Annotated in this window: 15 protein-coding genes and 1 tRNA gene; 7 read left to right on the top strand and 9 right to left on the bottom strand. The window is 56.3% G+C overall.

What is annotated here, in order from left to right:
- Positions 1–24: 24 nt before the first annotated feature.
- From gcvPA to lpdA, 4 genes are read left to right on the top strand one after another with little or no spacing between them, the layout of a single operon-like run.
- Positions 25–1335, top strand: coding sequence for an aminomethyl-transferring glycine dehydrogenase subunit GcvPA (gcvPA, locus tag I2E77_RS00840; protein ID WP_195450421.1), 1311 nt, complete (start codon positions 25–27; stop codon positions 1333–1335).
- On the top strand, positions 1332–2768 hold the full coding sequence (gene gcvPB, locus I2E77_RS00835) for an aminomethyl-transferring glycine dehydrogenase subunit GcvPB (RefSeq protein WP_191362299.1): 1437 nt from the start codon (positions 1332–1334) through the stop codon (positions 2766–2768). Before gcvPA ends, gcvPB begins: the two co-directional genes overlap by 4 nt.
- Positions 2761–3759: a lipoate--protein ligase gene (locus tag I2E77_RS00830; protein WP_195450420.1), complete on the top strand. Its 999-nt coding sequence runs from the start codon at positions 2761–2763 to the stop codon at positions 3757–3759. Before gcvPB ends, I2E77_RS00830 begins: the two co-directional genes overlap by 8 nt.
- Complete coding sequence (lpdA, locus tag I2E77_RS00825) at positions 3756–5099, top strand: dihydrolipoyl dehydrogenase (RefSeq protein ID WP_243252480.1); 1344 nt, start codon at positions 3756–3758, stop codon at positions 5097–5099. Before I2E77_RS00830 ends, lpdA begins: the two co-directional genes overlap by 4 nt.
- A 175-nt stretch (positions 5100–5274) precedes the next feature.
- Here the strand turns inward: lpdA and I2E77_RS00820 are convergent.
- Positions 5275–5350: transfer RNA gene (locus tag I2E77_RS00820), tRNA-Thr, on the bottom strand.
- 226 nt (positions 5351–5576) lie between these two features.
- Here I2E77_RS00820 and I2E77_RS00815 point away from each other — a divergent pair.
- Positions 5577–5957 carry a helix-turn-helix domain-containing protein gene (locus tag I2E77_RS00815; RefSeq protein ID WP_087230051.1) on the top strand — a complete coding sequence of 127 codons (381 nt, stop codon included), beginning with the start codon at positions 5577–5579 and terminating at the stop codon, positions 5955–5957.
- Between the two features lie 199 nt (positions 5958–6156).
- Positions 6157–6747 carry a DUF4364 family protein gene (locus I2E77_RS00810; RefSeq protein ID WP_087230048.1) on the top strand — a complete coding sequence of 197 codons (591 nt, stop codon included), beginning with the start codon at positions 6157–6159 and terminating at the stop codon, positions 6745–6747.
- Positions 6748–6751: 4 nt separating this feature from the next.
- On the opposite strand, the gene I2E77_RS00805 is transcribed toward I2E77_RS00810, so the two are convergent.
- From I2E77_RS00805 to secG, 5 genes are all read right to left on the bottom strand, one after another.
- Positions 6752–7504 (bottom strand): copper homeostasis protein CutC, encoded by a 753-nt coding sequence (locus I2E77_RS00805; RefSeq protein WP_195450418.1) that lies wholly within the window; start codon positions 7502–7504, stop codon positions 6752–6754.
- A 151-nt stretch (positions 7505–7655) separates the two neighbouring features.
- Entirely contained in the window at positions 7656–7919 is a 264-nt protein-coding gene (locus tag I2E77_RS00800) for a pro-sigmaK processing inhibitor BofA family protein (RefSeq protein ID WP_087230042.1), read from the bottom strand.
- Between the two features lie 164 nt (positions 7920–8083).
- Entirely contained in the window at positions 8084–8380 is a 297-nt protein-coding gene (locus tag I2E77_RS00795) for a DUF2508 family protein (RefSeq protein WP_242969614.1), read from the bottom strand.
- A 187-nt stretch (positions 8381–8567) separates the two neighbouring features.
- Complete coding sequence (rnr, locus tag I2E77_RS00790) at positions 8568–10778, bottom strand: ribonuclease R (RefSeq protein ID WP_195450417.1); 2211 nt, start codon at positions 10776–10778, stop codon at positions 8568–8570.
- 141 nt (positions 10779–10919) lie between these two features.
- Positions 10920–11168 (bottom strand): preprotein translocase subunit SecG, encoded by a 249-nt coding sequence (gene secG, locus I2E77_RS00785; RefSeq protein ID WP_087230036.1) that lies wholly within the window; start codon positions 11166–11168, stop codon positions 10920–10922.
- Between the two features lie 464 nt (positions 11169–11632).
- On the opposite strand from secG, the gene I2E77_RS00780 reads away from it, so the two are divergent.
- Complete coding sequence (locus I2E77_RS00780; RefSeq protein ID WP_207738151.1) at positions 11633–12193, top strand: hypothetical protein; 561 nt, start codon at positions 11633–11635, stop codon at positions 12191–12193.
- 333 nt (positions 12194–12526) lie between these two features.
- On the opposite strand, the gene I2E77_RS00775 is transcribed toward I2E77_RS00780, so the two are convergent.
- From I2E77_RS00775 to ftsH, 3 genes are all read right to left on the bottom strand, one after another.
- Entirely contained in the window at positions 12527–14758 is a 2232-nt protein-coding gene (locus tag I2E77_RS00775) for a DNA gyrase subunit A (protein ID WP_191362307.1), read from the bottom strand.
- Between the two features lie 13 nt (positions 14759–14771).
- Positions 14772–16751, bottom strand: a complete 1980-nt coding sequence (locus tag I2E77_RS00770; RefSeq protein WP_191362308.1) for a DNA gyrase/topoisomerase IV subunit B — start codon at positions 16749–16751, stop codon at positions 14772–14774.
- Positions 16752–16929: 178 nt separating this feature from the next.
- The gene (gene ftsH, locus I2E77_RS00765) at positions 16930–18861 is read right to left on the bottom strand and encodes an ATP-dependent zinc metalloprotease FtsH (RefSeq protein ID WP_087230024.1); all 1932 of its coding nucleotides are present in this window, start codon (positions 18859–18861) and stop codon (positions 16930–16932) included.
- Positions 18862–18873: the final 12 nt, after the last annotated feature.

The raw sequence follows: 18873 nt of genomic DNA, 5'->3' as shown, positions 1-18873 counted from the left end.
ACGATTGAGAAGGGAAGAATCGCCATGGGAAGTTACCTTCCGTCCACCGCCGGACAGAAACGGCAAATGTTGGAGGCTGTCGGCGTCTCACAGATCGAGGCGCTCTATGACAATGTGCCGGCATCCATCCGTCTGGACGGCCTAGACCTCGCCCCCGGCCTCTCGGAGATGGAAGTCTCCGCGCAGATGTGTGCGTTGGCCGATAAAAACCACGTGTTCCACACCATCTTCCGCGGCGCTGGCGCATACGACCACTATATCCCCGCGATTGTGGAGCGCGTCTGCAATAAGGAAGAATTTTTGACCGCCTACACCCCCTATCAGGCGGAAATCAGCCAGGGGATCCTGCAATCCATTTTTGAATACCAGACCATGATCTGTGAGCTGACCGGCATGGACGCCTCCAACGCCTCCGTGTACGACGGCGCCTCCGCCGCCGCGGAAGCCGTGGCGATGTGCCGCGACCGCAAACGCAATCGCGCGTTGGTCTCTGCCGCCGCACACCCGGCGGTGATTCAAACCATCCAAACCTATTGTGCGGGCGCGGATGCGGAGGTTGCGCTCATTCCAACTAAGGACGGGCGCACCGATCTGGACGCCCTGCGCGCCATGCTCTGCGATACGGACGCCTGCGTCTATCTGCAACAGCCCAATTTCTACGGCAACCTGGAGGATGCGGAGGCCATCGGCGCCGTTGCCCACGAAGCAGGGGCCAAATTCATCCTGGGCATCCACCCCATTGCGGCGGCCATACTCAAATCGCCGCGCGAATGCGGCGCGGACATCGCTGCGGGAGAAGGCCAGCCGCTCGGGATGCCGCTCGCCTTTGGCGGACCGTACCTCGGGTTCATGGCCTGTACACAGGCGCTATTCCGCAAGCTGCCGGGCCGCATTGTGGGCGAAACCGTGGACGCAGCGGGCGAACGCTGCTTTGTGCTTACGCTCCAAGCCAGGGAACAGCACATCCGCCGGGAAAAGGCCTCCTCCAACATCTGCTCCAACCAGGCCCTCTGTGCCATGCGCGCGGCCGTCTACCTGGCGGCGATGGGGCCCCAGGGGTTGCAAAAAGCAGCGCAGCTCAGCTATGCAAAGGCGCACTACCTCGCGGAAGAGCTGGAAAAGATCGGCTTCCCGCGCCGCTATCCCGGCGCGTTTTTCCAGGAATTTGTCACAGAAACGCCTCTCCCGGCGGAGCAAATTCTCGCCAAGCTGGAAGCGCATGACATCTTGGGAGGCTACCCCGTGGAGGGCGGCATCCTCTGGTGTACAACGGAAAAGAACACCAAAGCGCAAATAGACGCCCTGGTCGGCCTGTTGAAGGAGGTGTTCGCATGAACCTGCTGTTTGAAAAAAGCGTCCCCGGGAGGGCCTGTACGCTCCTGCCGGACTGCGACGTTCCAAATGCCGCGCTGCCCGAGCAATTCGCCCGCCAGCAACCCCTTCATCTCCCGGAACTCTCCGAGACGGACATCAGCCGCCACTATACGGAGCTTTCCAAGCGGGTCCACGGGGTGAACGACGGCTTCTATCCCCTGGGCTCCTGCACGATGAAATACAATCCCGCGCTCAACGAAGAGATCGCCGCCCTGCCGGGCTTCACGGGAATCCATCCGCTGCAGCCGGAGTACACGGCACAGGGCTGCATGGAGGTACTGGCCGAGGCGGAGCGCATCCTCTGCGCCGTCACCGGCATGGAAGCGATGACCTTCCAGCCCGCCGCAGGCGCGCACGGAGAATTCACCGGCCTTCTGCTCATCAAGGCCTACCACCGCTCTCGCGGGGACCTACAGCGCACCAAAATCCTCGTCCCGGACTCGGCCCATGGCACCAATCCAGCCTCCGCCACCATGACGGGATTCGAAGTGGTCAATGTGCCATCCTCGCCGGACGGCTGTGTGGACCTCGACGCGCTGCGCAAGGCCGCAGGCCCCGACACCGCCGGATTGATGCTCACAAATCCCAACACGCTGGGATTGTTTGACAAAAACATTTTGGAAATCACCCGCATTGTCCACGAGGCGGGCGGCCTGAACTACTACGACGGCGCCAACCTCAACGCCGTGATGGGGGTCGCGCGTCCGGGCGATATGGGCTTCGACGTGGTACACCTCAACCTGCACAAGACCTTTTCCACCCCGCACGGAGGAGGCGGCCCCGGTTCCGGCGCTGTGGGCGTAAAAGATCTTCTTGTGCCCTTCCTCCCCAACCGTCATGTGGTGGAAAAAGATGGCCGCTATACCTTTGAGGATGCAGAGCAGACCATCGGCAGCGTAAAGGCGTTCTACGGGAACTTCCTGGTGGTGGTCCGTGCGCTCTGTTATATGAAAATGCTCGGCGGCGATGGGATGCGGGATGCTGCGCAGACCGCTGTCCTGAACGCCAACTATTTGAAGAAGCTCTTAGAACCGCACTGCGACGCCGCAACGCCCGGTCTCTGTATGCACGAATTTGTGCTCACTATGGAGCATCTCAAGAAGGAGACCGGCGTCTCCGCCATGGACGTGGCGAAATCGATGCTGGACTACGGCATGCATCCGCCGACCATGTACTTCCCTCTGATCGTCCCGGAGGCGCTGATGTTTGAACCGACGGAAACTGAATCCAAGGAGACGTTGGACTGGGCGGCGCAGACGATCGCTGAAATCCTGGAGCGCGCCCACACCGACCCGGAATCGCTCCACGCCGCGCCCACCCGCACGCCCATTCGCCGGCCGGACGAGGTGCGCGCTGCGCGCACCCCGAAACTGCGGTATTCCTTCGATGCTTAATACCCTGTATATCGCCACAGCCAGCGGTACCAATCCATACGCCAATTTAGCCCTGGAAGAGGCCCTGCTAAACGCTGTCCTCCCTGGGGAATGTATCCTCTACCTCTGGCAAAACCAAAACACGGTTGTGATCGGCCGCAACCAAAACAGCCGCCGGGAATGCCGCGTGGAAGCCCTGGAACGCGACGGGGGCTTTCTGGCCCGCCGCCTTTCCGGAGGGGGCGCGGTATTCCACGACCTGGGCAACCTCAATTTTACCTTTTTGGTCCACAGGGAGGATTACAGCGTACCACGCCAGTTGGACGTGATCCTCCGGGCGGTGCAGGCGCTGGGGATTCAGGCGGAGAAATCCGGCCGCAACGACCTGACAGCGGGCGGCCGCAAGTTCTCCGGAAACGCCTTCTATTCCAGCGGCGGCCGGTGCTATCACCATGGGACCATTCTGATCGATGTGGATGCGGAAAAGATGTCCCACTACCTGCATGTTTCCGCCGGGAAACTGCAATTCAAAGGCGTTCCCTCTGTGCGGTCCCGCGTGGTGAACCTCGTGGAACTGGTCCCGGGGATCACCGTGGAAACGGTCCGGCAGGCGCTCACCGCCGCTTTTGGCGAGGTCTACCATGGGACGCCTCTTCCCTTTCCCACCGAACGCCTGGCTGGGGAAGAATTGCGCCGTCTGGAAGAAAAATTTGCCTCCTGGGAGTGGCGCATGGGGAAAGAGGCGGACTTCACCTATGCGCTTTCCCGGCGATTTTTTTGGGGCGAAATTACGATCCAATTTCACGTCTCCGCCGGACGGGTGGAGGAAGCGGCTGTCTATACCGACGCGATGGATGTTTTCTATGCACAACGTGTCCAACAAGCCTGGAAGGGCCTTCCTTTTACTTGCGGCTCCCTGTGCGCCGCGGTCAAAGCCCTTCCCATGGAAGATCAAGAACAAGCGCAGATGTCTCGGGACATCCGGTCGCTTCTGGAGGAATGCATGTTATGAATGGTTTTGATTTGATTGTCATCGGCGGAGGACCCGGCGGCTATGTGGCGGCCCTGGAAGCGGCCAAGCTGGGGAAAACCGTGGCGGTGGTAGAGCGCGACGCGGTGGGCGGCACCTGTTTAAACCGCGGCTGTATCCCCACCAAGGCGCTTTTGCGCGCCTCCCGTGTCTTTCGAGAGGCTACCTGTTCCGAAGAATTGGGAATCCACGTGCAGAACGCCTCCTGTGATCGGGCGGCGATGTATGCGCATGTCCAGAAGGTAACGGCGCAGCTGCGCAGCGGGATCGAACTGCTCTTTCAAAAGGGGAACATCACCCTGTTGCACGGTTCCGCCCAGATCGAAGCGCCGGGACGCGTCCTGGTGGATGGAACCCCCTATGAGGCGCAAAACCTTTTGATCGCCACGGGTTCCCTCCCAGCAATGCCTCCCATCCCCGGGATTCATCTCCCCGGCGTGGTAACGAGCGACCAGCTCTTGCAGGGGGACGGTGTGGACTGCAAGCGCCTGGCCATCATCGGCGGCGGTGTGATCGGGGTGGAATTTGCGCAGATTTACAGTGACCTGGGGTGCGCGGTCACCATCTTGGAAGCCCTGCCGCGCCTGCTTCCCACCATGGACCGCGAAATCAGCCAAAACCTTTCGATGATCCTCAAAAAGCGCGGTGTGTCGGTCTACACAGGCGCCTCTGTGCAGGAGATTGCCTCCGGGGACGGCGAACTCCTCTGCCGCTTTTCGCAAAAGGGCGGCGATCTGGAAACCGCGGCGGATTGCCTGCTGGTCTGCACGGGCCGCAGGCCCAACACGGAAGGGCTCTTTGCCGCATCGTTTGATTTCCCGCTGGAGCGCGGCTATATCCCGGTGGACGAACAGTATCGGACTCAAATCCCCGGAGTTTACGCGGTGGGGGACGTCGTATCCGGCGGCATCCAGCTGGCCCATGCAGCGGAGGCAGAGGCCAAAAATGCGGTTCACGCCATGTTTGGAGGCGCTCCGGTGAAGAATGTATCCGCCATCCCCGCCTGCATCTTTACAGAGCCGGAGATCGCCTCTGTGGGGCTGACGGCGGATGCCGCCAAAGCGGAGGGACGCAAGGTGACCGTGCGCAAATCGTTGACCTCTGCCAACGGAAAAGCGGTGGTGGAGGGGGCGGAACGCGGCTTTGCTAAGCTTGTGTTTGACGCAGACACGGACGTCCTTCTTGGGGCACAACTCATGTGTCCCCATGCCTCTGAGATGATCGGCGGACTGACTGCCTCTGTGAACGCCGGGTTGACGGCGGAGCAGCTCTCCCAGACCATCTTTCCGCATCCCACGGTGAGTGAAATCTTGAGCCTTTAACCTACGCAACAGAGGTAGGCTTTTTTACAAATCTAACCCGTTTTATGCTACACAAAACGCTCCCGACTGCATGGGGATTTGACCCTAAGCGATCGGGAGCGCTTTCCTTTGCTCTGCTCGGAAAATAAAAAGGACCGTATGGCACACCAACAAGGGCTTGTCCATACGGTCCTTTTGGAGCTACTGGGCAGACTCGAACTGCCGACCTGCTGATTACGAATCAGCTGCTCTACCGACTGAGCCACAGTAGCATATTTAGTACGGCTGACTTTGATAGTATACAAAATTTTTATTCAAACGTCAAGGGCTTTTCGAAAAAAAAGTACATTTTCTATAAACTTTTCTCTATATCCGCGGATACTATTTTTATCGCCTCTAATTCCGTGAAGATTATTGACATAATAATCCGAAAATCATGTAACTATATTATAATATAGCATATAGATCTAGAATTTATAAGAAAGATGGGAATAGGCCTTGACTAACAAAAAGCTTTGCGATAAGTTGCGTACTTTGCGGGAGAATAATGGATTCAAACAGATGGAAATCGCGAAAATTTTAAATTGCTCGCGTTCCACCTATACCTATTACGAAACCGGAAAAACCACACCTTCTATTTCCGTTTTAAAGCTGCTGGCGAAGATCTATAACGTTTCCCTGATGGAGCTGTTGATGGACGAGTCGGAGGCAGGGCAATTGCGGGATTCGAGTAGGAGCGATAGTTTTGACCACATCAAATACATCTATGACCTTTCGGCAGACGAACGGTTGCTGGTTGGCATTTTCCGTTCTGCCACGCCGGAAGAGCAGGAAGAAATCTTACAGAGTGCCAACGACATCTGCGGTCTGAAAAAATAAAACCCCCTCTTTCGTCTTGCAAGGCGCCGTACCATGTGTTAAACTAATAAAGAAGAAAAACAAAGTCAAAGCGTACCTGTCCAAAAGGGGGACGAGTGGCTTTGGCTTTTTTGTAACGCATAGCCCTTACCTGGGGACTTTGCAAGGTTTCGGGCATGTGGTTGTCGCGGCGTCCGCAAGGACAAAGGGAGGATTTCTCATGGAATTTGATGCTTTTACCGGCGGAGTCGAGCCGGGGGGGCTCCGCACCAAAAATCAGATCCGGATCTTAATCTGCTATCTGCTCTCCAGCGTGGACGCTCCTCTTTCCCGACAAGACATCATCGGTATTATGCAGGATAACGGGCTTGCCAATTATTTTGAAGTGACGGACGCATTAGCGGAACTTTTGGGCAATGGCAATATTACCGCCGATGAAGAGCATCCCGATCTGCTTTCCGCCACACGGCAAGCGCGCATGATCGCCAAACAATTGGATGCGGCTGTGCCGCTCTCCGTTCGTGAACGGGCGGTTTCCGCAGCGGTCAACCTATTGGCCGCCGCAAAGCGCGAGCGGGAAAACAAGGTGGAAATCAACCGGACAGAGCGCGGATACAATGTGACCTGCCACGTTTCCGGGGGCGACATGGAGCTGATGAACTTTACACTCTATGTCCCGGACCTCTTTCAGGCCCGCATGGTAAAGCGCAACTTCCACCGCGCCCCGGAAAACGTCTATCGCATGATGCTGGCGCTGGTCACCAATAACCGGGATATGGTTTCCGACCTTTTAAAGGAAATGAAGGGCTGAACCGTCATCCTTCAAATTGCTCCAGCACGCGCCGTGCTGCGGCGATTTCCCGCTCATCGGTTTCAAAAATGGTATATTCACTCATCATAGGCAGTCCCATATGCACATCGGATTTCCGATAGGCCATGGCACTGTCTTTTTCTTTTTTGGCGGACAAATGGAAGCTTTTTGCGCCCGTCTTGGCGGCAAGCTGCGCCATATTGGCGGAATGGACGCCGCTGCCCACAAGAATGTCCACTTTCCCGCCGGCAGCCTGTACCAAATCATGCAGGAGCGCCGCTCCTTCGAGCGCGCTGTCCCTCTGCCCGGAGGTTAGGATGGTATTGACCCCTAGTTCCTTTGCTTCTTCCAGCGCGCGGAACGGATCTGCGCAGACGTCGAACGCGCGGTGCAGCGTCAAGTGGCGGTCCCCGCAGAGTTCCCGGATCTGCCTCATGCGGGAAAGGTCGAGATTCCCATCCGGCTGCAAAAATCCCACGACAATTCCATCCGCACCCGCCTCCACAAAGGCTTTCGCGTCCTCCGCCATCACTGCGAATTCCTCTTCCGAATAGCAAAAATCTCCGAACCGCGGGCGGATCAGCACATGCACACGCATCCCTGTGCGTTCTTTGACCTGCCGGAAGAAGGAAAGCCCCGGCGTCAAACCGCCAACGACCAATCCGCTGCAAAGCTCCAGGCGGTCCGCTCCGCCGCGGTGGGCTGCTTCCGCCGAAGCCGTGCTGTCCACGCAAGCTTCCAAAAGAAAATCCTTCATAAGTGACCTCCCATATTTTTCTTTTTCCGATTGTATCACATCCCGGTGGAAAAATCCAGATAAGCGGTGATCCCTTCAAAATAAAGCTCTGGATGCTCAGGCCCTTCGTTAAGCATCATCCATTTTTGAAACGGCTGGCAATCCTTCTTTCCTATACAAAGATCAGGTTTAGCAAAAGCAAGAGCGTCACCCCTGGGATTCCCGCTGCGCCGGACACCCCGATCGCCAGGGGGCTGAGTGGGATGGAGACCCCGGTAAAAACGCCTGTCAAATTGACGGCAACCAAAGCGCATAGGCCCATCACAATCCCTCCTATGGCGCGCTGGACTGGATGCGCTGCCCGTACAATAGCCTGCAAAAGCACCAACAGGGCAAAAACGCCCAATCCAATCAAAAGCATCGTCCAATGATTCATGTCCCTTTCCCCTTTCCCATAGCAATCTGAAACATCTGCCCATTACACCGCGGAAAATGGCCCGGAAGATGGAACGCTTGGTGCGGCCGGGCTTCTTTTTCTCACATCACTCCTTTTCCAAAAACTCCCCGTAAAACAAGGGAAGGGACAAGCCCACCATGGACTTATCCCTCTGCCCTCTTCGGTTGAAACGGTTCGCAGCTGATCCCTTTGCGCCGCGCCGTCCCCAACAGATAACGGTACCGCGCCTGTAACGCCTCGCGCTGGTAGATGCATGCTTCGATCAAATTTTCATCGCACTCCAGCTGGAACCAAAGGTCGTTGCAGGCCATGAGCCGCGCAACCTCCCGGAGTTCCTCCAGGAGCTGCCGTTTCTCCTGTTCCTGCTTTTTATCTGTCTCCCGGCTGTCCACACGTTGTATCAGTTTCAACACCGTTTCCATACGCACACCACTTTCCATTGCCGTCCTCATGCATTAGGAAAAGGTGCTTCCTCAATGCATGAATCTTCCGCGTGTATTTTTATTTCTATGTGAATATGGTGGACATTTATTCCATCCTTTATACCAATTTGCGGTAAAAAGCTTTAAAAAATGAAAAAGCCCGAAAGGGACTCTGAAACAGAGCGCGCTCTCCGGGCATTGCCGATTATACATTTTCAGGCGTAGGCTCCACCGGGAGGAAATCAATCCGCCCGCTTGCGACGTCCGCCGCCACAGCCTTGACGCGCAGCGGCTGGCCGATGGTCAGCTTCCGGCCGGTGGTGGCGTCGTATTGCGTAATCATTCCATCAAATTCAAAATGGGCCCCTTCAAAGGAGGTGATGGGGACAAACCCTTCCACTGTATTGGGGAGCTCGACAAATACCCCCCGCATGGTTACGCCGCTGATGACACCAGTGGCCTCTTCCCCGATATGCTGCCGCATATATTCCGCCATGTAGCAATCCTCTGCACTGCGCTCCGCCGCCATCGCCCGGACCTCGCATTTGGAGGAATTCGACGCTGCTTCGCGGGCAAACTCCGTATAATGCGCGGCAATCTGCTTATCTTTCGCAAGGTACGCGGACAGGATGCGGTGGATCGCCGTGTCCGGGTACCGCCGGATCGGGGAGGTAAAATGGCAGTAGTCCTCCAAAGCCAAGCCGAAATGGCCGACCGGCTGGGTGTCATAGCGCGCCTTTGCCATGGTGCGCAGCAGCTGATGGGAAATCACCTTCTGCGCAGGCGTCCCTTCCGCCTGCTCCATAATGGCCGCAAAATCCGCCGTCTTGACGCTTGCACTGTGCCGCAGGGAGACCGGATTCAGGCCCAAGGCCCCTACCAAATCGGCCAGGGACTCCACACGGTCCGGGGCCGGCTGTTCGTGGATACGATATACAAAGGGGAGGTTGGCGCGTTTCGCCAATTGCGCCGCCGCCTGGTTTGCGGTAATCATCAATTGCTCGATCATCTGCTCCGCCTCTCCGCTCTCGCGGGGCTGCACATCCACGCAGACGCCCTGCCCGTCCAATACAAAGCGGGACTCTGTGCTGTCCAATTCCACCGTGCCACTGCGCTTCGCGCGCGCCTTCAGGATCTCCGCAAGCTCCCGCGCCGCATGGAGCGACCGGATGACCGGCGAATATTTTTTGCGCAGCGCTTTATCCGCCGTCCCGTTGAACAGCTGATTGACCTCGCCGTAAACGCCGCGCACCTTCGAATTGATGATGCTCTTCCGGAATCGGAACGAAAGGATCGTCCCCTGCTTGTCCAATTCGATGATGGCGGAAAACGTGAGTTTATCCTCCCCTGCATTGAGCGAACAAACGCCGTTGCTCAGCGCTTCCGGCAGCATGGGGATGACGCGGTCCGCAAAGTAGACCGACGTGCCGCGTTCCCTCGCCTCCAAGTCGATGGCGCTTCCCGCCTTGACATAATGCGACACGTCCGCAATGTGCACGCCCAGGCGATACCCCAACCGCGTGCGGCTGACGGAGATCGCGTCGTCCAGGTCCTTGGCATCCGGCCCATCGATCGTACAGATGCCGAGCCCGCGCAGGTCGAGGCGCCCTTTGCGGTCTTTCTCTGTGATCTTTGACTTTCGGATCTTTTCCGCCTCTGCGAGGACCTCTTCCGGGAATTCCGTCCGAATCCCATTCTGGTCAATGATGGCGTCCGCGCAAATCTTTGCGCTGTCTGAATTGCCATAAACCTTGATTACGCGGGCAGTCAGCCGGTCCGTCCCGGGGATCTGCTGGATCTCCGCCTGCGCTTTCACATGCGGGCGGAGATGTGGCAAGCTTTTCCTGGAAAGAGGAAGGTTGTAACGGATGGCGTCATCCGGCGCAAATTCCAGCCCCTCTTCGCCCTCCACCAATGTCCCAGTGAGCAGACGGCTCGCCCGTTCGGTGATCTGTTCCACATCTGCGGAAAGCCCCTTGCCGCTGCGCTCCAAATGGTTCAACACAACGGTATCCCCGATGAAGGCGGACTTCAGATGATCCGCATGGATGAACAAATCCTCCCCGCCGTCCTCCGGGCGGGCAAAGGCAAACCCCTTGCTCAGGGAGACAATCACCGCCCTTTTGACCCCGTCGATCTTCTCCACCGGACCGCGCAATTTTTCGCGGAGTGTGCCGCTGAAAGGCCGCTTTTCCCTTGGGGAACCCGCCCGTTTCGAACGCGCGGAAGACGCGGCAAGGCGCACGCGGTGCTTTTTATTGACCTGCAAAACCCCTTGCTGCCGCAGCTGGTCCATCGCCCGATAAAATAATTTTGGATCTTTTACACGCATTTTCTTCATCAGACCACGCGAAGTCATCGCCTGCGGCGTCTTTTGCACAAACTTCAAAATCTGATCTTTCATTTCTTCCAACATACTCGATACTCCTATTGCGCCATTACACAGCGCTTCTCAACAAAAATTCTTCCCAGTTCCTGTGCAATTTATCGCTTTCTCTTTTGGATTCTTTGCAGAAAAAAGCCCCGCTTATACAAGCGGGGCTTTTCGCGTCTTGATTTACGGGGCAAAGAACACAAGCGCATTCAGACCGATGACAAGGACAAAGAATCCAATTGCAAACACCTTTGTCCACCGGGCAAGGAACGCGTCAACTGTGCGGGCCTGGTTCTTCGCAAGGAATGTATCCGCACCGCCTGTAATTGCTCCGAGCCCTGCCTGATGGCCTTCCTGCAACAGAACAACAACAATGATGGCGACGGAGAACAGAATCAGGACAATCCCCAAGATAATCTGCCAAACGCCCATAGTGCACCTCCGAAAATAGAACTGGGACGATTCTCCCAATCCGCTTTTTAGCTTAGAATATAATAGCACAAACACGCCTGTATTGCAAGCATCTTTTCTCAGGCAGGCAGCATGTTTTCCGAAAATGGATATAGCGCCAACATGCGAAAGACGATTTCCCTGAAAATTCTTATGTGAAATATATTTACATTTGGAAAACAATCTTGTTATTTTTATTGACAACAAATTCTAAATCATTTATTCTTTATTTGGAAAGAAAATATTTGCAATACATGCTATTCGAACACGGTTAAAGCACTGCGACGCTTCTCCCTCTGACCTGTATCCTGGAATATATGTTTCCCATGAAAGGGTGGATGCTTATGAAACATGCCGTTTTTTGCTTCGCAATCTGTGCTTTGGTATTTACATTGTGTGCTTGCAAAAATGGCGAGAAAACCGATTTATCTCATAGCTCAAATGGTATGAGTTTGGAAGAACGGATCGCATCTATAGAGTTGACTACGGACTCCTCAACCGAATATGCCAAGGTCATTCAAGGCTATTCGCTTCAGGACATCGGTTTGACGGTGGACACATCCAAAACGTTTCACGATCCCAATCGGAACGCCGATGGCCTCTGGGGAGCGGAACACACGGCAGTCTCCGACTATTGGAACAGCGGCGAATTTTACGGAAACGTGACCCGCATCCATGTGGATACCAGCGAGCGGATGGTCGACTTTACGCCTAACAACATGTTTATTCTGCAATGTTTTAAAGAGAGCGAATGCAACGATGGAACTTGCGTCCTGCTAAACGAGCAATCCATCCCCACCGCAGACGTCCGGAAAACATGCATAGTGGAAAAAAACGGCTATTTGATTTGCGACGTGACAGGCTTTTTCTATCCGGACGAGAGCTTCGAAGACCGAATCCATGAACAGAAAGACCTCTTTCCCGACTATGATTTCGAATGGGCCCGTTCCGTCTACGATTATGTCTCCGAAAACCTGTTGGATCTCATCCAGCCCGAGGCCGCATGAAGTCCCGTGCTATTTTCCAATCTGATGCACAGAATCACGTATAAACCGAACCGGATTCGGACATTCTAACAAAGGAATTCCGGGATGTATGCGTTTGCCGTTTCGGAAACCGCTTCGGGCGCTGGCGGCTACTGGCCGCCGGCGCCCGTTTGCTTTTGTAACACATCGCAAAGCGGTAAGAAACGGTATGGATTCGCCACCCAGCGTACAAACAAAGCGGGAGAACCAATTCTTCGGTTCTCCCGCTCCATCTTTCGATTGCTATATGCCGGTTTCTGCCCCGGCGATCCTTCGCCTGCATCCGGTCTCCACAAGCGGATGCGCTGGCAAACATCACAGCGTCAACTGTTCCCCTTCGGTCTCCTCCGGGGTGGGCAGCGCGCCCAGTGCAGGGATATTCTTGCGGTAGCGGTCCGGCTTTTTCAGCATCCCCTCGGCATACGGCACCGCCCGCAGCAGACGCCCGCCCTTGCGCAGTGTCATCGCCGCAACGCCCTGCGTATTGCGCGTCGTCTTAGGCTGTATGGCGCCCGTATGCATCAGGAGCATCCGCCCCTGTGCGCTGGTGAGAAGGAACTCACAGTCCTCCTGGATATACGCGATGGATGCCGCCGGGGATTTATCGCTGTACGCGCCGAGCAGCTTCCGGCGGTTCGTCTTGGTCGCGTAGGATTCCATATTGACCTTGGCAACTTTGCCATTCTCAAAGAAGAACAGCATGTACCCGCTGTAGTCCTTTGTCACCGCCATATAAATGGCGTTTTCGCCCTCGTCCATTCCGAGCTTTGCAGGGATGTATTCGCCCAATACGCTGGCCTTGGTGTCCCCAAAATCGGAGGCCTTCGCCTTGTACACCTGCGCCCGGTCCGTAAAGAACAGAAGGTCCACATTGTTGGTGCTCTCCAATTGCTGCACCACCTCGTCGCCCTCTTTGAGCTTCTGCTCCCCGCTCATGCGCAGCGACTGCGGCGTGATCTTCTTGAAATACCCATCGCGGGTGAAAAACAAATGCACGGGATAATCGGGGATCTCCTCCTCTTCCCGGTACTCCTCCAACTCGTCGGAATAGAGCAGCATCGTGCGGCGCGGCTGGCCGTATTGCTTTGCCACCGCCTGCAATTCCTTGATGATGATCCCCTTGACCTTTGCCTTGCTGTCCAGAATCCCCTGGAGCTCCGCGATGTCCTTTTCCAGCTGGCCGACCTCTTCCGTGCGCTTGAGGATGTATTCCCGGTTGAGGTGGCGCAGTTTGATCTCGGCCACATATTCCGCCTGCACCTCGTCGATGCCGAAGCCGATCATCAGGTTCGGGACCACCTCGGCCTCCTCTTCCGTGTTGCGCACAATGGCCACGGCCTTGTCGATGTCCAGCAGGATCGCTTGAAGGCCCTTGAGCAGATGGAGCTTGTCGCGCTTTTTGCTCAGGTCAAAATGCGTGCGGCGGCGCACGCATTCGATGCGGAACGCCACCCACTCCTGCAACAGGTCGCCCACGCCGAGCACGCGCGGGACGCCCGCGATCAACACGTTGAAGTTGCAGGAGAAGCTGTCCTCCAAGGGCGTAAACTTAAACAGGCGCTGCATCAGGCGGTCCGGGTCTACGCCGCGCTTCAGGTCAATGGTGATCTTCAGCCCATCCAGGCCCGTTTCATCGCGGATGTCGGAAATCTCCTTGAGCTTGCCGTGCTTTACCAGATCCACCACTTTTTCGACAATCGCTTCCACCGTGGTTGTAGGGGGAATCTGCGTGATGTCGATGCAGTTGACGGATTTGTCGTAGCTATACCGCGCGCGCACGCGGAAGCTGCCGCGTCCGGTCCGGTAAATCTCCTGGATGGACTTTGCATCGTAAACGAGCTGGCCTCCGCCGGGGAAGTCCGGCGCCAGCAGGGTGGTGGCGATGTCGTGCTCCGGGTCGCGCATCAGGGCAATCGTCGTCTGGCAGACCTCCGCCAAGTTAAATGGGCAGATGGAACTCGCCATGCCAACCGCGATGCCCGTGTTGGCATTGACCAGCACGGACGGGAAGCTCGCGGGCAGCAGGGTGGGTTCCTTTAAGGTGTTGTCGTAGTTGTCTACGAAATCCACGGTGTCCTTGTCAATGTCGTTGAAGAGCTCCTTGCAGAGGTCGTCCAGACGGGCCTCTGTGTAACGGGAGGCCGCCCACGCCATGTCCCTGGAATAAAATTTGCCAAAGTTTCCCTTGGAATCGATGTATGGGTGCAGCAGCGCCTCATAGCCCCGGCTCAAGCGCACCATGGTATCATAGATGGCGGCGTCGCCGTGGGGATTCAGCTTCATCGTCTGCCCCACGATATTGGCCGATTTGGTGCGGGTCGGGCCGAGCAAGCCCATCTTATACATGGTGTACAGCAGCTTCCGGTGCGCCGGTTTGAAGCCGTCGATCTCCGGGATGGCGCGGGAGAGAATCACGCTCATCGCATAGGGCATGTAGTTCTCTTCCAGCGTGCGGGTGATCCGCTGTTCCACCACCTCGCCCGCACCTTCAATCACGCCGTTCGCCTTGGGACGGGCTTGGGGCGGGTCTTTGCGTTTTTTCGGCATCTGTTTCCCCTCCTTAGCTCACGTCCGCCGTATCGATGTAGCGGTATCCATTCTCTGCGATGAAATCCTTCCGCCCGGAGAGATTGTCCCCCAAAAGGAGGTCAAACATCTCCGCCGTCCGCGCCGCGTCCTCCGGCATGACCTTAATCAGGCGGCGTGTCTCAGGGTTCATCGTGGTCAAATTCATCATATCCGGTTCGTTCTCGCCCAACCCCTTGGAGCGCTGGATGGTGTACTTTTTCCCCTCCAGCTGCTTGAGGAAATCGTCCTTTTCCTTCTCCGTATAGGCGAAATACGTCTCATTTTTCGTCGTGATCTCAAACAGCGGGGACTCCGCGATGAACACCTTTCCCTCGTTGATGAGGGTCGGCGTCAACCGGTACAGCATGGTCAGCAGCAGCGTGCGGATCTGGAAGCCGTCCACGTCCGCGTCCGTGCAGAGGATGACTTTGTTCCACCGCAGCAGCGACAGGTCAAAAGTGGAAAGCTCCTTGTTGGCCTTTGCTTTGACCTCCACGCCGCACCCCAGGACCTTCAAAAGGTCCGTGATGACCTCGCTCTTAAAGATCTTATCGTAATCGGCCTTGAGGCAGTTCAAAATCTTGCCGCGGATCGGCATGATCGCCTGGAAATTCGGGTCGCGCGCCTGTTTGCAGGCGCCCAGGGCGGAATCGCCCTCCACGATAAAAATTTCCCGCTCGCTCGCGTCGCGGCTGCGGCAATCCACAAATTTGGCCACGCGGCTCGTGACGTCCATGGTGCTAGTAAGCTTTTTCTTGATATTCAGGCGGGTTTTTTCCGCATCTTCGCGGCTGCGCTTATTAATGAGCACCTGCGCGGCGATTTTGTCCGCCTCCATCGGGTTTTCAATAAAGTAGATTTCCAGCTGATGGCGGAGCATCTCGGTCATCGCCTCCTGGATGCCCTTGTTGGTGATGGCCTTCTTCGTCTGGTTCTCATAGGAGGTCTGGTTGGAGAAGGAGGAAATCACCAGGACCAGGCAGTCCTCCACATCGGCAAAGGTGATCTTGCTCTCGTTCTTATTGTATTTCCCCGTCTGCTTCAAATACGCGTCGATCTGGTAGACAAACGCATTGCGCACCGCCTTGTCCGGCGCGCCGCCGTGCTCCAGCCAGCTGGAATTGTGGTAGTATTCAATCTGCTTATTGCGGTTGGAAAAGGCCAGCGCCACATTGATCTTGGTGCGGTATTCCGGCTTGTCGGCGCGGTCGCGCACCTTGCGCTCCGTCTGCCAGAACTGCACCGAGGTCAGCGCATCCTCCCCCACCATTTCCTTCACATGATCGACAATGCCGTTTTGGTACAAAAATTCCGTGGTCTCAAATTTGCCGTTCACCTGGTTGCGGAACACAAATTTGATGCCGTCGTTGACAATGGCCTGCCGCTTGATGGTATCCAGATAGTACTCCACAGGGATATGGATATCCGTAAAGACCTGGATATCGGGCTTCCAGCGAATCTTGGTCCCGGTTGCCTTTCCGCTGTACGGTTCTTTTTGCAGGCCGCCCACATTTTCGCCGCGCTCAAAATGCAGGGTATACCGGAACCCGTCGCGGCACACCTCCACATCCATATACTCGGAGGCATACTGCGTGGCGCACAGGCCCAGGCCGTTCAGCCCCAGGGAATACTCATAGCTCTCTGCGGAGGCGTTGTTGTATTTGCCGCCCGCATACAGCTCGCAGAAGGCCAGCTCCCAGTTGTAGCGCTGTTCTTTCTGGTTATAATCCACCGGGCAGCCGCGCCCGCGGTCAATCACTTCCACCGAATCGTCGGCAAAGCGTGTGATGGTGATCTCCTTGCCATAGCCTTCGCGCGCTTCGTCGATGGAGTTGGATAAAATTTCAAAGATCGAATGCTCGCATCCCTCGATCCCGTCCGAGCCAAAGATCACAGCTGGACGGCGGCGGACCCGGTCCGCCCCCTTCAGGGAGGAGATGCTCTCATTGCCGTAAACCGGTTTTTTTGCCATTTTTGCCCTCTCCTCAATCACTCAAAAAGTCCAAATCATATACAACACGTAATTATATGTCAAAACAATACAATTTGCAAATAAAATTGTCCGCCGCTGACTGGCAAAAAAAGGACGCTGCGCAATGCAACTTCTGCATTGGCAGCGACCCCTTTGACACACATTCTATAAACAACAATCAATGTTTCTCTGTATCGAAATCGCTGACGAACGAATCGGACTGCGGCTTTTCCTCCTGGGGCTTTTCCTCCGGAGGCTGATAGGTCCCTTCCATCACGGCGCGGAATTCCTCGCCGCTCATCTTTTCGTTGTGGAAAAGGAATTCGGCCACCTTCTGCAGTTGATCCATATGCTCGGTCAGGATGCGTTCCGTCTTGTGATATGCATCCTCCACCAACATCTTGATCTCGTTGTCGATCGCGGAGGCAGTCTCCTCGGAATAATTGCGGATATGCCCCATGTCCCGGCCGAGGAACGGTTCGCTGTCGTCCGTGCCATACTGGATCGGTCCCAGCTTGTCGCTCATGCCGTACTTGGTCACCATGGAACGTGCGACCTTGGTAGCACGCTCGATGTCGTTGGAGGCGCCCGTCGAGATGTCGTCCAACGTCAGGGCTTCGGCCACACGGCCGCCCAAAAGCACCACCAGGTCCTCCTTCATCTCCTTGCGGGACTGATAGGAGCGGTCCTCCGTCGGCAAATGCATGGTATAACCGCCCGCCATACCGCGCGGGATAATCGAAATCTGATGCACCGGGTCCTGCGTGGGGCAATAGTAGGTCGCCACGGCATGGCCGGCCTCGTGGTATGCCGTCAGCTTCTTTTCGCGGTCCGTCATCACGTGGCTCTTCTTCTCCGTGCCCACCACGACCTTGATCGTGGCCTCTTCGATTTCCGCCATGGTGATCGCCTTCAAATTCCGGCGTGCCGCCAACAGTGCGGCCTCGTTCAGAAGGTTTTCCAAATCGGCGCCGGTAAAGCCCGCGGTCGATTTTGCGATTGTCTTGAGATTCACGTCCGGGGCAAGCGGCTTGCCGCGCGCATGGACCTTGAGGATCTCCTCGCGCCCCTTGATGTCCGGATAGCTCACCACCACCTGGCGGTCGAAACGGCCGGGCCGCATCAAAGCCGGGTCCAAAACGTCCGGGCGGTTCGTGGCCGCGATCATAATCACGCCTTCGTTCGCGCCAAAGCCGTCCATCTCCACCAGGAGCTGGTTCAACGTCTGTTCGCGCTCGTCGTGGCCGCCGCCCAATCCTGCGCCGCGCTGACGGCCCACCGCGTCGATCTCATCGATAAAGATGATGCAGGGGGAATTCTTCTTCGCCTGTTCGAACAGGTCGCGCACACGGGAGGCGCCAACACCGACAAACATCTCCACAAAGTCGGAACCCGAAATGGAGAAAAACGGCACGCCCGCCTCGCCTGCGACTGCACGGGCCAGCAGCGTTTTACCGGTTCCCGGAGGGCCCACCAACAAAACGCCCTTGGGGATGCGCGCGCCGAGCTCGTTGTACTTCTTCGGATTCTTGAGGAATTCTACGATCTCGCGCAGTTCCTCCTTTTCCTCGTCCGCACCGGCTACATCGGCAAAGGTCGTCTTGCGCTTTTCGTCGGCCATCTGCTTAATCTTGGCCTTGCCGAAGTTCATCTGCTTGCCGGCATCCCCCATGGTGGAATTCAGACGTTTCATCATAAACCACCACAGGAAAACGCCCAACCCCAGCACGATCAGCATGGGCAGCATGCTCACCAGCCAGGAGGTCTCGGGAGCGCGCTGGATGTCGCGCTGCATGCGCGCATTTCCCGGATGGTTGGCGTTGTATTCATCCACATAGGGCTGAATTTCCTGCAACAGATAGGTCGAATTCGGCGCCGTATAGTTGATGATCGTCTTGCTCTCGTCGTTGAGCTGCAGGCGCATCTCGCCCGTGCCCATATTGATCGAAAAAGCCGTGACCTGCTGATCTTCAAAGTAATTCACGATGTCCGAATAGACATAGCTCTTCTCGGTGGGGCGGCTGCTAAACAACAGGCCGATCACCAAAAACAGCGCAATCGGAATGCCGAGATAGATCAGCAGACGTTTCATTTTGTCTCTATTGTCCAAGTTATCCACTCC

Source organism: Anaeromassilibacillus sp. 1001302B_160321_C8 (genome assembly GCF_015554745.1).
In the GTDB taxonomy this organism is placed as follows: domain Bacteria; phylum Bacillota; class Clostridia; order Oscillospirales; family Acutalibacteraceae; genus Anaeromassilibacillus; species Anaeromassilibacillus stercoravium.
This window is presented reverse-complemented; position numbering and strand designations above follow the sequence as displayed.